Source organism: Gordonia amarae NBRC 15530 (genome assembly GCF_000241345.1).
Taxonomy (GTDB): Bacteria; Actinomycetota; Actinomycetes; order Mycobacteriales; family Mycobacteriaceae; genus Gordonia; species Gordonia amarae.
The window spans coordinates 1-15,759 of record NZ_BAED01000043.1 but is presented as its reverse complement, the minus strand read 5'-3'; the positions used below and the strand labels follow the sequence as shown (position 1 = coordinate 15,759).

The window sequence follows — 15,759 nt, the reverse complement described above, 5'->3', positions numbered from 1 at the left end:
GGAGACCACACGTCACCACCCCGATCCGGTGACCTCGCCGGTGCGTATCGGACAGCGGGTGGTGGAGTAGATGGTGGGCATGCACAGGTTGCAGTGGGTGCACTGCGAGTGGGCGGTGGGGTCGTTCTGCAGGATGAGCGGCAGGTCGGGTTCGCGGAGCAGGGCGCGTCCCATCGCCATGAACTGGAACCCTTCGGCGAGAGCCAGTGTCATCGAGTCGACACCGGTGATACCGCCGAGCAGGATGAGCGGCAGGTCGACGGCCTTGCGCAGCTCGCGGGCCAGTGGCAGCAGGTAGGCGTCGGTGTACTGGTACTGCTTGAGGAACAGCGGACCACCGGCTTGCAGACCCAGCTTCATCACCCCGTGAAAGGCTTGCGCGAACGCCTTTCTCGGCGCCTGGCCGTGGAACAGGTACATCGGGTTCAGCAGCGACGACCCGGCGGTCGGTTCGATGGCGTCGATGAAGCCGTCGGATTCCATCCACCGCGCCACCTGGCACGCCTCGTCGATATTGAAGCCGCCCAGCGTGGACGAACGGCCGGGGCCGGGGGTGCCGACGCCGTCGAACATATTGAGTTTGGCCCAGACCGCGACGTCGGGCCCGACGGCCTCGCGCACCGTCTCCAGGACCTCGCGCGCCAGCCGTGCCCGATTGACCAGCGAGCCACCGTAGGCGTCGCGGCGGCGGTTGAGCAGCGGGGACAGGAACGAACTGATTAGATAGTTGTGGCCGCAGTGTATTTCGAGGGCATCGAAACCGGAGTCGACGGCGATCTTGGCTGCGTCGGCGCATTTCGCTCGTAGCAAAGGTATTTCGTCGATACCCACTTTGTGGGTCAACGACATTCCCATGGGCGCTGGAATCCGGCTCGGCCCCAGTGCTTTTGCCCGATTCGACACCGAGTTGGCGACGGCGCCGGCGTGGCCGAGTTGTGCGGCGGCCAGCGCGCCTTCGGCGTGGATGGCGTCGGTCAGCCGGCGCAGACCCGGCACCGCCTCGGGACGCATCCAGATCTGGTGCCGGTCGGTGCGGCCTTCCGGGGAGATCGCACAGTACGCGACGGTGCTGATCGCGACGCCGCCGGCGGCGTGGGTGCGGTGGAAGTCGATGAGCTCGTCGGTGACCAGCGCGTCGGGGGTCATGCCCTCGAAGGTGGCGCACTTGATCAGCCGGTTGCGCAGGGTCAGGGGGCCGAGGGTCGCCGAGGCGAACGGGTCGGCGGGGGCTGCAGGGCTGTGCATGAGAACACGTTCTCATATTGGGGCGATCCGGCACCATCACCGGCTTCGGGAAGCTCCGAACGGGAACAGTTCGTGTCCGGGTGAGGTTACGGTGGCCAGGAGGTACAGATGACCACACCAACGCGGCCGCAGGCCGATCGGCCACCCTTCCTGGACAAGACGAACCCGGACGTGTTCGCCGCCCTCGGCGATGTCGCCGGGCAGGTGAGCGATGCCTGCGAGGCCGCCGGACTCGACCGCGTCGACATCGAACTGCTCAATGTGGCCATTTCCCAGCGCAACGGCTGCGCCTACTGCACCGACCTGCACACCCGCCGGGCGCGGAAGGCGGGCGCCGACCAGCAGCTTCTCGACGCCCTGCCGGTGTGGGGAGAGTCGGCGCTGTTCACCGACCGGCAGCGCGCCATTCTGGATCTGGGCCTGACGATCACGTCGCTGCCGAGTCCGCGCAGGCGCCGTCGTGCGATCCGGGCAGGCCGGCGGCACCTCACCGTCGACCAGCTGGCCGCCGTCGAATGGTCGGCGATCCTGATGAACGCCTTCAACCGGGTCTCGATCATGTCCGAGCATCCCGTGAAACGACGCAGCACACCGAAGAACAAAGGATGAGGAGAGGACCACACCATGAGTGAAGTAACTGTCACCGACACCCCGGACGAGGGCGCGTTCACCATCGACGTCGACGGCACGAGGGCCGGTCTGACGGCCTACCGCGACGTTCCCGGCGCCGCCGAGCGCATTTTCTACCACACCGAGATCGGCGACGAGTTCGGCGGACAGGGACTCGCGTCGAAGCTGGTGAAACAGGCCCTCGACGAGTCCATCGCAGCCGGGAAAACGATTGTGCCGGTGTGTCCTTACGTCAAAGGATGGGTGCAGAAGCACCCTGATTACCAGTCGTCGACGACGAACGCGACACCCGAGCATCTCGCGCTCGTGCGCTGAATCCGGCACCAGCCCAGCAGGATACAGCCCATGAGCAATACGGAGATGGACCCGGCCGCGTTCGTCTGCGCCGACGGCGGCGCACCCGGACCCGAATCGGTCTGTGACGGAGGGGTTCCCGTCGAGATCATCACCGCCCGCGACGTTCCGCTCGGCGGCCCGCGCGCGATGAATGTGCGGCGTACCCTGCCGCAGCGTCAACGATCCACCATCGGAGCGTGGTGTTTCGCCGACCACTACGGTCCCGACGACGTCACCGCGTCCGGCGGAATGGATGTGGCTCCACATCCGCACACCGGACTGCAAACGGCCAGTTGGCTGTTCGAAGGCACCATCGCGCACCGCGATTCGGGTGGAGTGGCGGCTGATGTGCTGCCCGGCGAGATCAACCTGATGACATCCGGTGCCGGGATCTGCCATTCGGAGACATCCACGGCCGGCACCACCGTCCTGCACGGCGTGCAACTGTGGATCGCGCTGCCATCCGAATCACGGAACAGTCCACGGGCTTTCGAGAACCACAAACCGCCGCTCACCCGTTTCGACGGTGGGTCGGCGCTGGTGTTCATCGGATCGCTGCTGGGTAGCACGTCTCCGGTGACCACGCACACCCCGCTGCTCGGCGCCGAAGTGCGGCTCGACCCGCACACCTCGGTCACCCTCGACGTCGACCCCGACTTCGAGCACGGGTTGCTCGTCGACACCGGCGACGCGGTTCTGCTCGAAGGTGTGCACGTACCCAAGGACACCATCGGCTACACCGGTATCGGCGCCACGGCACTGCACCTCGCCAACACCGGCGACGACGCTGCCCGGCTGGTACTGCTCGGCGGCACCCCGTTCACCGAGGAACTGGTGATGTTCTGGAACTTCCTCGGCCGCTCGACCGACGAAATCCGGCAGTTCCGGGACGAGTGGCAGGCCGGAGGAGACCGGTTCGGGCGGGTCGAGGACTACGTCGGCCTCGGCGGGCCGAACCGCAACGCCCAGGGCATGTCGTGGCTACCGGCACCCGAACTGCCGGCGACACCCCTGCGCCCCCGACGAAACCCGCCCCCACACGCCCGGCCCTGACCGAAGATCGTCCCAAACCCCACCGATACGGGTCGGCATCGCAACTATGTCGATGCCGACCCGTATCGGTGGGGTTTCGGGCAGGTGCCGGGAATACTCCGCGCCCCGCAGCGTTGGAGATGTATGCAAACGCATCGAAACCAACGCACTGGAACCCAGGGAGTCATCATGCAGTTCGGAGTCTTCTCGGTCAGCGACATCACCCGCGACCCGGTCAGCGGCGAGACGCCGAGCGAGGCCGAGCGCATCGACGCGATCGGGCAGATCGCCCGCAAGACCGAGGAGGTCGGTCTGGACGTCTTCGCGATCGGTGAACACCACAACCCGCCGTTCTTCTCCTCCTCACCGACCACCCTGCTCGCCGCCATCGCCGCCACCACCAAGGACCTCGTGGTGACCACGTCGACGACCCTGATCACCACCAACGACCCGGTCCGTGTCGCCGAGGAATACGCGATGCTCCAACACATCTCGAAAGGCCGGATGGATCTGATGATCGGCCGCGGGAACACCGCGCCGGTGTATCCGTGGTTCGGGCAGGACATCCGCCAGGGATTGCCTCTCGCGCTGCAGAACTACGACCTGCTGCACCGGCTCTGGCGGGAGGACGTCGTCGATTGGGAGGGCGAATTCCGTACCCCGCTCAACGGTTTCACGTCGGTACCGCGTCCGCTCGACGGTGTACCGCCGTTCGTGTGGCACGGTTCGATCCGCACCCCGCAGATCGCCGAGCAGGCCGCGTTCTACGGCAACGGCTACTTCGCCAACCACATCTTCTGGCCCACAGAGCATTCCCGGCAGCTCATCGAGTTCTACCGGGAACGGTTCGAGCACCACGGACACGGCACCGCCAAGCAGGCCGTCGTCGGACTCGGTGGTCAGGCCTATATCGCCAAGCGCTCCCAGGACGCCTACCGCGAGTTCCGGCCCTATTTCAACGAAGCGCCGGTGTACGGGCACGGGCCGTCGCTGGAGGAATTCGCGTCGTCGACGCCGCTGTCGGTGGGCAGTCCGCAGGAGGTCATCGACAAGACCCTCACCTTCCATGATGCGTTCGGCGACTACCAGCGTCAGCTGTTCCTCATCGACCACGCCGGACTGCCCTTGCAGACTGTCCTGAACCAGTTGGAACTGCTTGGTGGGGAAGTGATTCCGGTGTTGCGCAAGGAGCTCGACGCCCGTCGCGACCCGGCCTCGGCCGACGCCCCGACGCACGAGTCGCTGGTGCGTGCCCGCTACGGCGACGGTCCGGTCCGCCAGGCCCGCCCGGCCGCCAACCGCGGCGACAACGTCACCGGCGGCTCACCCTATCTGGACGCCTGATGGCCCCGGACCCGAGGTCGACGAGCAGACTCGCCAACGACGCCTGGGAGTCGCTGCTGACCGCACATGCCGCTGTGCTGAAAGGGGTTTCGGCCGCTGACAGATGGTCGGAGGTATCGATGCGCGAGTACGACGTGCTGTACACGCTGTCGAAGCGGGACGGACCGATCCGCGCCCGCGAACTCAACAAGCAGGTGCTGCTGAGCCAGCCCGCGCTGTCCCGGCTCCTCGACAGGCTCGCCGAGCGCGGCATGATCCACCGCGAACCCGATCCGGCGGACGGGCGCGGCGTGCTGGTCTCGCTCACCGACGACGGCCGGGCGACGCAGCGCCGCGTCGGCGGCAGACACGCCGTCGACGTCGCCAGGCTCATCGGATCCCGGCTGTCCGCCGAGGAGCTGCGGCTCCTGGAGACCCTCTGCCGCAAACTCGCCCACTAGGTCAGCACCCCCGAGGAAAACGGCCCGCAGGACTACCGAATCGATGCGGGCACAACGGGGGCGTACCGACCGGTTCTCGTCTATCGTCAGGCCAATCGGCATCTTGGCTGACAGACAGCCGGAACAGGACGTTGGACATGAACCATCCGGACCCGTACCACCGGCCACCGTCCGGGCAGGGGCAGGACAATCCACCCGCACCTGAGCGTCCTGACCAGGGGTCGGGGCCGTCGGCATCCGATGGCCGGCACTCGGGTGGCGGGCAGCCACCGTCGCCGCAGGGCCACACACCATACGGCCCGACTCAGATGAGCCCGTCGCCGTTCGGCCAGGGTCAGTCGCCGTACGGCCACCCACAACCCGGTCCGTCCCAGCCCGGGCCGTCGCCCTACGGCCCGCCCCACCCGGGTGCGGCCCAACCCGGTCCGTCGCCGTACGACCAGACGCAGATCGGGCCGGCCGGGTCTCCACCGGGAGGGTCCCCGGCGGATCCGTCGTACGGGCACACGCAGATCGGCCCGACATCGTCGCAGTACGGCCGGCCTCAGCCGGGGCAGCCACCCACCGGGCAACCCCCATCCGGACAACCCGCATACGGCCAGTCTCCGTACGGCCAATCCCCGTCGGGGCAGTCGCCCTACGGCCAGGCCCCCTATGGTCAGTCCCCGTACGGTCAACCGTCCTCGGGCCAGTCTCCGTACGGTCAGCCGGCTTCGGGGGCAGCGGGATACGGTCAGCCGTCCGCACCCCCGGTCGCCCAGCCCCACCCGTCCGGGTACGCCCAGACGGCGTACGGGGATCAGCCCGGCGCCGCCTATCCGCCTCAGCAGACCGCGTACGCGCCCGACGCCCGCCCGGCAATGGGCACCGCTGGGTTCGGCTCGCCGCAGGGCCCCGGCGCACCCGGCGGCACCCGGATGTCGGGTGCAGTGTCGCTGATCGCCGCGCTCACGCTGCTGGCGGCGCTGATCGTCGCGGCCGCCGCGTTCCTGCCGTGGGGTGTGTCCGAGGCCGAAGGCATCAAGGTGACGGTCTCGGGCATGGGCAAGGTCTCGGTCGACAGCAGCCTGGACATCCAGGACATCACACCCGACAACGAGGAACTCAAGGACGGCGTGCTCACCCTGATCATCGCGATCGTCGTGGCCGTGTTCGCACTGGTGAGCGTCGCTATCCGCAAGGTGTCGGCGATGCATCCGGTGTCCGGGATCCTGGCCCTGCTCGGTGGTCTGGCCCTCGCCCTGATCGCATTCGCCGATATCGGCGAGATCAACGACGCGTCGTCGGCGTTCACCGAGCACAAGGTCGGGTACGGACTGTGGCTCACCCTCGGTTTCGGCATCGTCATGGCGATCCTCGGCCTCGCGGGCATCATCAAACGGCGGTGAGGGCACGGTCGTCGTTCGGGTGAATGCCGGCCGGGTATGGCCGCCGCCCGAGCGGGGCGTGCCACGATAGTGTCGGGACGGTGAACGACGACCAGCCCCAGCTCGACGCTCCCGTTCGGGGTACCCGTCCCGCCGGCCTGAGTTTCCGGGCGGGTCTGTGGACCCGCTTCATCCGGCGCATCCTGCGGATCATCGCCGGCCTCAAGATCGTCCGGGTCCGGGTGGTGAACCGCGGTGTCGTGCCGTCGTCGGGGCCGGTCATCCTCGCCTCCAACCACATCTCGATGCTCGACGGGGTGTTCCTGTGGGGAGCGTTGCGCCGCCGGGCGCAGGCCATCGCGATGGCCGAGCTGTGGAAGTGGCCGATCGTCGGATTCCTGGTCACCAAGGGCGATTTCATCCCCGTGCGGCGCGGTGACGCCGATTCGGGCAACGACGCCCTGGCCCGGATGGAGAACGCGCTGCGGCACAACGGTGCGGTGATCATCTATCCCGAGGGCCGGGTGGTGCCGCCGGCGGAGTCGGTGCGGTTCAAGCCGGGGGTGGCGGTGCTGGCGTTCCGTACCCGCACCCCGATCATCCCGGTCCGGATTGTCGGATCCAATGAGTTGTTGCCGCTCAAGAAGTTCCGTAAAGGCAAGAGTTTTGACCGCAGCAAGAAGGTCACCCTCTACTTCGGCACGCCCCTCGACCCGGAGAACTACCCGACACCGGGTGACCTGCTGCGGGATCTGCGCTGGAGCATCTACTCCCTCGGCTGAGCCGACCGCTATCCTCGGGCCGCTATCCTCAGGTCCATGGCTTTCAGTCCCACGGTTCCCGTTGTCGCGGCCGGTCTGATCGGCGGTTACGCCACCGCCCGGTTCAGCGGCAATCGTCCCCTCGGCGGTGTCGTCCTCGGCGCGGCCGGCGCGTACGCCACACGGGAATGGGCGCGCCAGTCACCGGCCGTCGCGGCTGGTCTGCTGGGCACCTACCTGGGCGCGTTCGGGGCCTCGCATCCGCTCGCCAAGAAGATCGGCGCCTGGCCCGCGGTGTTCGCGGTCACCGCTGTGTCGGCGGGCGCCACCTACGCCGCCACCTCTCGCGCCTAGACCCACGGACTTCCGGATTCGGCCGCATGCCGGTCCCGCTGCACCACCGGATCGGGGTACGGGACGGTGTCGACGAGCCGCTGCGTGTAGTCCTCCACCGGCACGGTCAGCACCCGCCGCGCGGGCCCGGATTCGACGACGCGCCCGCGCCGCAGGATGAGCACGTCGTCGCTGACCTGGGCGACGACGGCGATGTCGTGTCCGCTGTAGAGTGCCGCGAACCCGAAGCGCTTGCGCAGGTCGGTGAACAGCCGCAGGAACGACGCCTGCACCGACACGTCGAGGCCGCGAGTGGGATCGTCGGTGACGATCAGGTCGGGGCGCAGCGCCAATGCTCTTGCGAGAGACACCCGTTGGCGCAGTCCGTCGGTGAGTTCGCCGGGCCGGGCGTCAGCCCACCGCCCACCCGCCCCGACGGCGTCGAGCAGCTCGGCGGCACGCGACCTGGCGGCCCCGGCATCCTCGCCGCGCAGGAGCAGCGGTTCGGCGACGGACTCGGCGACGGTCAGCCGCGGGTCGAGCGTCGTGGCCGGATCCTGCGGCAGCAGCGCCACCCGCCGGCGCAGCTCCCGCAACCCGCGCCTGTCGATCGCGGCCAGGTCCGTTCCGTCGACGGCGATGCGGCCGAACCCGATCGGTGTCAGCCCGGCGACGACCCGGCCGAGAGCTGTTTTCCCGGAGCCGGATTCGCCGACCACCCCGAGGGCTGACCCCGGTCCGATACGGAACGAGACGTCCCGTAGTGCGGGGATCACGTTGCGTCCCTGAAGGTCGCAGGCGCGCAATGGGGTCGGGCCGACGTGTAGGTGGTTCACCTCCAGGATCGGCGTCCGCAACTCGGGCAGGCCGTCGTCGCCGTACGTGGCGGCCGGCAGTTTGGGGGTGATCGCATGCAACCGCCTGGCGTAGTCGGCACTGGGCCGGGCGAACCATTCGAAGACGCCCGCCCGTTCCACCACCTCGCCGCGCCGCACCACGACGGCCCGGTCGGCGATATCGGCCACCACACCCAGATCGTGTGTGATCAACAGGATTCCGACGTCGGTGCGATCGCGCAGGCGGCGCAGCAGCGCCAGGATCGCCGCCTGCTCACCGGTGTCGAGGGTCGACGTCGGTTCGTCGGCCACCAGCAGCGCCGGATCGGTCGCCATCGCGAGCGCGATGGCCGCCCGTTGCCGGTCGCCGGCGGTCAGTTGCCCCGGGTAGGCATCGACGTACCGCTGCGGGTCCGGAAAGTCCACCAGATCAAGAAGATCCAGCGTCCGGGCACGGCGGTCGCGCCGCGACACATCGCGGAGGGTACGCAGCACCTCGCCGAGTTGCGCGCCGATGGTGAGCCTCGGGTCGAGGGTGGCCCGTGGATCGCGCAGCAGCAGCGCCGACGCCGCATCGGTCGGTGAACACCGTTCGGGTGCCTGCGAATTGAGGACCTCGATACCGTCGACCCGGATCGATCCGGTCGCTGTCGCGGCCGCCGGCAGCAGACCCATGACGGCGTGCGCGGTCATGGTCTTCCCGGAACCGGTCTCACCGACGAGCGCGAGGATCTGTCCGCGATCCACCCGCAGCGAGATATTCTTCACCGCGGGTCGGGTGCCGGCGAAATCGATTGCCAGATGGTCGATGTCGAGGGCCGGGTGGGAGTACAGCCTGAGGGTGAAACCGTCGTCGTCGCCGAAGGAGTCCACCGGTTGCGCCGAACGCCGCACCTTTGTCCCCCCGTCCGGTGTTCCCCCGTCCGGTGTCCCCCCGTCCGGTCCGGTGAGGGCGAGCGCGGGCTGAGACGATGCCGGCACGGGCACGGCGCCGGTCGCGGAACGGGCGAGCTGGGCGAGCACCCCGGCCACCAGCAGCGGGGCGAGCACGTCGAGCAGACCGTCGTCGCCGGCGATCCGCCTGGCGAACAGGTCACCCAGACCGGAACCACCCAGGCCCGCATAGCCGGCGACGGCGGCCACGAACACCCCGGCCGACAGCGCGGTGAGCAGATCGCGGAGCAGGGGAGCGGCGAGGATCGGCGCCACCTGCCTGCCGACGATCGCCGTTGTCGGGGCACCGGAGACGAACAAGACCTCCACCGACGGCCGCGACAGCACCTCGGCCGCGCGCCGCCGCGTCCGGGACCCGAACGACACGACGGTCACCACAGCCACCAGCGTCAGGATCGTCCCCAGACCCGGACCGGCGATCAGAACCACGGCGAGCGCGACCGCCACCGCCACCGGAACGGCCGCGCCGTCGACGATGCGACGTCCCGGCCGCGCCCTGCCGTACAGGGCGGCGGCGAATCCGCCCGCACCGCCCAGCACGGCTCCGACGGCCACACCGGCCACCGCGGTCAGGACGTCGTGACCCGCGGCGGCCAGCACCGCCGGAGCGCTCACGGCCGTTCCGCCGGACGGACGCGGGGATCGGCCACGGTCCGCGCCATCGAACCCAGCAGCCACGCGGCCACGACGAGGGCGACCGCCACCGCCGCGAGTACCTGCAGCCGTGCGGTGTCATCGGCGGCGATCGCGTCGACGGTGAGCGGACCCAGCCCGGATCGTCCGGTGAGCGTTTCGGCGGCCAGGACCGCCACCGCGAGCCAGGCGAGGGTCGCCGCGAACGCGGGCACGAGTCTTAGTGCGGCGGCGGGCAGGGCGCGCCCGAACACCAGCCGCCGCGGGGCGACGCCGAGGGTGCGGGCCATCGTCACCGACGTCTGCCGCTGTTCGTCGGTGAGCGCATCGGTGAGCCGGGCGGCCATCGCCACACCCGCGGGTGCGGCGAGCACCACGCCGAGCGGCAGCGGGTGCACCGGCCCCTCGCGCGTCACGGCGACCACGATCGCGGCGGACGCCACGATCACCACCGGCAGCCCCCGGGCGGCCACCGAGACGAGGGCGCCGACGACGGGTACTGCCGGCGCCGTCACGGCGACCACGACCGCGGTCAGTGCCGCCACGGCGGCGGCGAGGAGGAACAGCGTCAGCGTGTGGACGGTCGCGGACCCGATGCCGTCTCCCGGTCGCGCGGAGGCATCGGCCCCGGGAGCCGGGGCGAGCGCGCCGGCCACGACGATCGCGAGCAGCGACCCGACGGCCGGCACCGAGACGGTCGTCAGCAGGTGACGAAGGTGAGCAGTCATCGGGCCGACGCTACCGAGCGGGGGTGCCCGTGACCGAGCTATGAGCGCGTTGCCGACAGCCGAGAATCCAACGCTTGACAGGGGCGAATCCAACGCTTGACAGGTGGTGGAGAAACCAGTCCCGACCCCCCGGGAAGTTGATGCAACGTCGGCCGCCGGTCACGCACCCCCGACTTCGGTGCCCCGACGACACCGCGTGCTGCGCGGTCCCGGCGGCCGTTCGTTGCTTGGGAACAAGTTGACCAGCCGTTCGGGCGACAGCCAACCCCCACACCCGAAACGGCGGCAAAACCGCAGGTGCCGGCGATTTTGGAAAATCCGGACCGGACCCCGGACCGCCGGATATGACTGTCGTCACCGGCATCGGGTGCGCGCACCGGTGGGGTGCATCACTACGCTGGCCTGGTGGCAGGTAAGGGAGTGGGTCGCCGGGAGGCGGCGTTCGGTGAGGCACTTGCCCGGCTGTTTGTCCGTGCGGGCAATCCGACTTTGCGCGCGGCGTCGTCGGGCTGTTCGCGGAACGGGGTGTCGGTTTCGCCCCAGCGCATCAGCGATTGGCGCAACGGCAGGCATCTGCCGCGTGAGTTCTCCACCGTCGAACCGCTGCTGGTGTGGCTCACCACCCGCGCGCTCCGCGCCGGCGAGACCGGGGTGCTGGCGATCCCCGACTGGAAGCACCTGTGGACCCCCGCCGACGATGCCGACGACGACGCGGCACCGGTGAAGGCATCGTCGGATCTGCGGCCGTTCGCCGGTCTGTCGTCGCTCACCGAGGACGACGCCGAGGTGTACTTCGGCCGCGACGACCTCATCGCCGAACTCGCCACCACCATCCGGGAGGCGGCCGCCGTCGGTGACGGGCCGCGCGTGGTGATCGTCGCCGGGGTGTCCGGTTCAGGTAAGTCGTCGTTGCTCGGCGCCGGCCTGGCCCGGGCCGAGGGCATCCCCTCGCCGCGCACCGCGACCATCGACGACGACGGTCTGCGGAGCACCGGCCCGGACGGTGAGGGCGCGGTCATCAGCCTCGCAGACCCGGCCGCCGAGGATCCCGAAGCCTCCGTGGCCCCGGACCCGGCTATCGACCCGGACGAGGACTCGGTCCCCGACGATGCGACCGCCGAGAGCGACGCGGACGAGGAGTCGCCGGAGGACACCGGCGGACCGGCGGCCTCGGAACCCGCCGGGGCCGTCGCCGCCCGGCTCGAACGCATCCTCGTCATCGACCAGTTCGAAAGCGTGTTCACCCTGTCCGACGATGCGGTCCGCGGCATCGTCGGAGCCCTGGAGGAGTACGCCACCGACACCGGCGTCGTCGTTATCGGTGTGCGCGCCGACTTCTTCGGCCACTGCGTCGAGTTCCCGACGCTCGCCCGCGCCTGGCAACGGCACTGCGTGATCGTCACCGAGATGTCCGACACCCAGCTGCGGACCGCGATCACCGCGCCGGTGAAGCTGGCCGGTGGCCGCATCGAGTCCGGACTGGCCGATGTGCTCCTCAACGATCTGCATGCCGCCGCCGACGCCGGTGACCGGGCGGGCCGGCTGCCGCTGCTGGCGCACGTGCTCGCGGTGACCTGGTCGCGGCGCACCGGGAACCGGATGACGATCTCCGGCTACCGGGCGGCCGGCGGTATCGCCCGCGCCGTCGCCGACACCGCCGAGGCCGCGTGGTCATCGATCGGTGAGGACGACCGCGATCTGGCCCGCACCCTGCTGATGGCGCTGGTGCATGTGCGCGCCGACGGCGCCGCGCTGCGTGCCCCGCTCGATCTGGCGACCGTCGGCACCCGGTTCGGCGAGGACGTCTCCGAGATCGTCGACATCTTCGCGCAGGCGCGGCTGATCACGGTGTCCGACGAGGTCATCATGCTGATCCACGACGTGGTGCTCACGGCCTGGCCCCGGCTGCGCGGCTGGATCATCGCGGGCAAGGACTCGCTGGTGTGGCGCCAGCAGCTCGACGTCGACACCGATGCCTGGGTGGAGGCCGATCGGCACAAGTCCTTCCTGTATACCGGTGCGCGGCTGGAACTTTCGCTCCTGCAGCGGGACCAGGTGAACAAGAACTACCGGAATCTGCTGTCCGCCGACAACGATCGCTTCCTCGACGACGCCATCGACGACCGCAAGCACACCAGGCGATTGCGGTCCATCGCCATCGGGGCGGTGGCCGTGCTGGCCGTCGTGTCGATGATCGCGGCGGGTATCTCGATCCGGCAGGCCCGGGACCTGGAGAAGCAGCGCAACGCCGCCGAGCACACGGCGCTGACGTCCAATGTGCTGAGCCTGCAGTCGGCGAATCCTTCTGTGGCGGCGCGGATTTTGCTGTCCGGGAACAAGCTGTACCCGAACGACGAGACCATCTCCGAGCGGATCCTCGGTGCGATGTCGTCGCCGCTGGCCACCTCGGTGCCGGGGCACACGTCCGCGGTCTACGATCTGGCGTACTCGCGCCAGGGTGATCTGGTCGCCTCGGCGAGCGGGGACCGGACCGTGCGGCTGTGGGCCACCGGGGGCGACGCCGAATCGCCACTCACATCCGTTGCGACACTGCGTGGTTTCAAGAACTTCGTGACCGCGGTGACCATTCATCCGACGCGGCCGCTGCTCGCCGCGTCCAGCGGTGACGGGCTGGTCCGGGTGTGGGACATCTCCGATGTGCGCAAACCGGATCTGGTGTCGACGCTGAAACCGGGCAACGGATCGACGGTGTACATGGCCAGGTTCTCGCCCAGGGGCGACCAGCTCGCGACGTCGTCGGACGACGGGACGATTGCGCTGTTCCGGGTGACCGGGTCGCGGGTGGCCGACCGGCCGGCGAATGTGCTTCGCGCGCATTCGGGTCCGGCGCGGACCCTGTCGTACCGGGGTGACGGCGCGATCCTGGCCAGCGGTGGCGACGACCAGGTGGTGCACCTGTGGAACGTGGCCGACCCGGCGCTGCCCGTCGAGGCGGGACCGGTGCTGACCGGTTTTCCGTCGATCACCCATTCGGTGGCGTTCAGCCCGAGCGGACGCGAACTCGCCGTCACCGGTGACAGTTCCAACGCCCAGATCTGGGATGTCGCCGACCCGCAACGGCCACGGCCGCTGAGTTCGGCGCTGCCGCATGCCCCCGGCGGATCGTGGTGGATCGGTTTCAGTCCCGACGGCCTGCGGGTGATGTCGCCGCGACTCGACGGCAGTGTGCAGGTGTGGAACACGGTGGACGCGCGGGCGCCGAGCACGCTGTGGTCGATGCAGAACGCGCCCGCTGAGGGCACGCTGCGCACGTTCGCCGGCGCGGTCAGCCCCGACGGGTCGTCGATGGTGGTGGGCCGCGACGACGGTCTGATCGACCTGTGGCGTTTCCCGTCCGGAGTCCTCACCGGTCAGGGCGGCGCGATCAGCAGCCTGGACACCTCCGGCGACGGCAAGGTGATCGCGAGCACCGGCACCGACGCGATGCTGTCGGTGTGGACCGCCAAGGGCGCCGACATCGAACTCCAGGGCCGGATCGCCATGCAGCGCAAGGTCAACGACAAACCGCGTCTGAGCGTCAACCACGACGGCACGCGGGTGGCGACCGCCAACAACAACGGCGGCACGGTGCAGCTGTGGGACATCGCCGACCCGAGCCGGCCGCGGGCGGCGGGTTCGATCACCACGCAGACCAGATACACCTCCGCGCTGGCGTTCTCGCCGCGGTCGGATGTGCTCGCTGCCGGGATCAACGACACTGCGGTCCGCTTGTGGAGCGTGAGCAATGCCGGTGCACCGCAGGCGATCTCCGGACACCTCGTCGGTCCGGAAGACCTGATCCGCAGTATCGCGTTCAACACCGACGGCACCATGCTCGCGGTGAGCGCCGACGACGGCAACACCTACATCTACGACCTGACCGCGGTGCGGCCCACCCAGCCCACCGAACCCGTTGTGGTGATCGAGGATTCGAATTCGGCGTCACAGGTCGCGTTCACCAAGGACGACACCATCGTGCTCGCCTCCCGCGACCTGAGCGCCTGGCGCATCGACAAGGCGGCCGGCAAGGCCACCGAACGGGCCCGGCTGTCGGAGCTGTACGCGGCGACACTGTCGATCACCCCGACGCGGGTGGTGGTGGGCACCAGTACCCATCAGTTGCGCACGTTCACCCTCGGTGACAAGGGCTGGCGGCCGGCGGCCGCGGTGGTGCCGCTGATGCCGCAGGCCGACCCGGTGCCGGCCTGGCAGCTCGCGCCGTCGGTCACCTCCGACGCGGCGATCCTCACCTCCGGGGACAGTTCGGGATCGCTGTACCGGCAGGTCATCGACGTGCACGATGCCAAGCGATGGATCTGCGCCACCACCCCGCCGCTGACAAAGCAGCAGGCAGCGGACCTGCTGCCGCACGATGCGGACACCGACACATGCTGAGGCTCTGTTTCATCCCGCCGGTGAGCGGTTAGTCTCGGCTCGTGACCACCAGCCTCAACGCCGCCCGCCGCCGCGCCGACCTGGCCGCTCTCGCCGACCGGGAGTCGCCGTTGGACCTGCTCGTGATCGGTGGCGGGGTCACCGGCGCCGGGGTCGCGCTCGACGCGGCCTCGCGCGGGCTGCGGGTGGCGCTGGTGGAGGCCAACGACCTGGCCTTCGGTACATCGCGATGGAGCAACAAGCTGCTGCACAGCGGGCTGAGCTACCTCACCACCGGGCACCTGCCGATGGTGCTGGAGTGCGCGCGGGAACGGCGCATCCTGATGACGGCGATCGCCCCGCACCTCGTGTCGCCGCTGCGGCACGTCTACCCCCTGTACGGTCCGGAGCCGCGGGCGATGCGGGTGCGGCTCGGGACCTCGCTGGCCAAGGGGCTGCGCAAGGCGTCGGGCACCCCGTACGAGCTGATGCCGCCGCCGGCCCGGATCGATGCCCTCGACACCATCCGGCTCTTCCCCGAGGTGCGCCGTGAGGGGCTGCGCGGAGCGCGGAGTTCTGTCGACGGCCAGCTCGTCGACGACGCCCGCCTCGTGGTGGGGCTGGCCCGCACGGCGGCTGCGTTCGGCGCGTCGGTGTGTACCTGTACCCGCGCCGAGAACGTCACCGATTACGGTGCGCGGCTTGTCGACACCCTCACCGGTGAAGGTTTCGACGTGTACGCCCGC

The 15,759-nt window shown here is 69.6% G+C and carries 13 protein-coding genes; 10 read left to right on the top strand and 3 right to left on the bottom strand.

Going from position 1 to position 15,759, the window contains the following annotated elements; all coding sequences use genetic code 11:
• Positions 1 to 12: 12 nt before the first annotated feature.
• Complete coding sequence (locus GOAMR_RS11375) at positions 13 to 1,245, bottom strand: NADH:flavin oxidoreductase (RefSeq protein ID WP_005187352.1); 1,233 nt, start codon at positions 1,243 to 1,245, stop codon at positions 13 to 15.
• 108 nt (positions 1,246 to 1,353) lie between these two features.
• On the opposite strand from GOAMR_RS11375, the gene GOAMR_RS11370 reads away from it, so the two are divergent.
• The 8 genes from GOAMR_RS11370 (at position 1,354) to GOAMR_RS11335 (ending at position 7,509) form a co-directional block, all read left to right on the top strand.
• Complete coding sequence (locus tag GOAMR_RS11370; protein WP_005187349.1) at positions 1,354 to 1,854, top strand: carboxymuconolactone decarboxylase family protein; 501 nt, start codon at positions 1,354 to 1,356, stop codon at positions 1,852 to 1,854.
• A 15-nt stretch (positions 1,855 to 1,869) separates the two neighbouring features.
• Positions 1,870 to 2,190 (top strand): GNAT family N-acetyltransferase, encoded by a 321-nt coding sequence (locus tag GOAMR_RS11365; RefSeq protein ID WP_005187346.1) that lies wholly within the window; start codon positions 1,870 to 1,872, stop codon positions 2,188 to 2,190.
• A 30-nt stretch (positions 2,191 to 2,220) separates the two neighbouring features.
• Positions 2,221 to 3,264 (top strand): pirin family protein, encoded by a 1,044-nt coding sequence (locus GOAMR_RS11360; protein WP_005187345.1) that lies wholly within the window; start codon positions 2,221 to 2,223, stop codon positions 3,262 to 3,264.
• 168 nt (positions 3,265 to 3,432) lie between these two features.
• On the top strand, positions 3,433 to 4,587 hold the full coding sequence (locus GOAMR_RS11355; RefSeq protein WP_005187344.1) for a CE1758 family FMN-dependent luciferase-like monooxygenase: 1,155 nt from the start codon (positions 3,433 to 3,435) through the stop codon (positions 4,585 to 4,587).
• Entirely contained in the window at positions 4,587 to 5,027 is a 441-nt protein-coding gene (locus GOAMR_RS11350; protein WP_005187343.1) for a MarR family winged helix-turn-helix transcriptional regulator, read from the top strand. Before GOAMR_RS11355 ends, GOAMR_RS11350 begins: the two co-directional genes overlap by 1 nt.
• A 137-nt stretch (positions 5,028 to 5,164) precedes the next feature.
• Positions 5,165 to 6,415, top strand: coding sequence for a hypothetical protein (locus GOAMR_RS24770; protein ID WP_170319149.1), 1,251 nt, complete (start codon positions 5,165 to 5,167; stop codon positions 6,413 to 6,415).
• Between the two features lie 80 nt (positions 6,416 to 6,495).
• On the top strand, positions 6,496 to 7,176 hold the full coding sequence (locus GOAMR_RS11340; protein ID WP_005187341.1) for a lysophospholipid acyltransferase family protein: 681 nt from the start codon (positions 6,496 to 6,498) through the stop codon (positions 7,174 to 7,176).
• 36 nt (positions 7,177 to 7,212) lie between these two features.
• On the top strand, positions 7,213 to 7,509 hold the full coding sequence (locus tag GOAMR_RS11335; protein WP_005187340.1) for a hypothetical protein: 297 nt from the start codon (positions 7,213 to 7,215) through the stop codon (positions 7,507 to 7,509).
• On the opposite strand, the gene GOAMR_RS11330 is transcribed toward GOAMR_RS11335, so the two are convergent.
• Positions 7,506 to 9,893, bottom strand: a complete 2,388-nt coding sequence (locus GOAMR_RS11330; RefSeq protein WP_005187339.1) for an ABC transporter ATP-binding protein — start codon at positions 9,891 to 9,893, stop codon at positions 7,506 to 7,508. The genes GOAMR_RS11335 and GOAMR_RS11330 overlap by 4 nt on opposite strands.
• Positions 9,890 to 10,639, bottom strand: coding sequence for an ABC transporter permease subunit (locus GOAMR_RS11325; protein ID WP_040515036.1), 750 nt, complete (start codon positions 10,637 to 10,639; stop codon positions 9,890 to 9,892). Before GOAMR_RS11325 ends, GOAMR_RS11330 begins: the two co-directional genes overlap by 4 nt.
• 405 nt (positions 10,640 to 11,044) lie before the next feature.
• On the opposite strand from GOAMR_RS11325, the gene GOAMR_RS11320 reads away from it, so the two are divergent.
• Complete coding sequence (locus tag GOAMR_RS11320; protein ID WP_138943684.1) at positions 11,045 to 15,034, top strand: nSTAND1 domain-containing NTPase; 3,990 nt, start codon at positions 11,045 to 11,047, stop codon at positions 15,032 to 15,034.
• 41 nt (positions 15,035 to 15,075) lie between these two features.
• Positions 15,076 to 15,759 (top strand): FAD-dependent oxidoreductase (locus GOAMR_RS11315; RefSeq protein ID WP_005187329.1); only part of this gene is annotated, 684 nt, incomplete at its 3' end.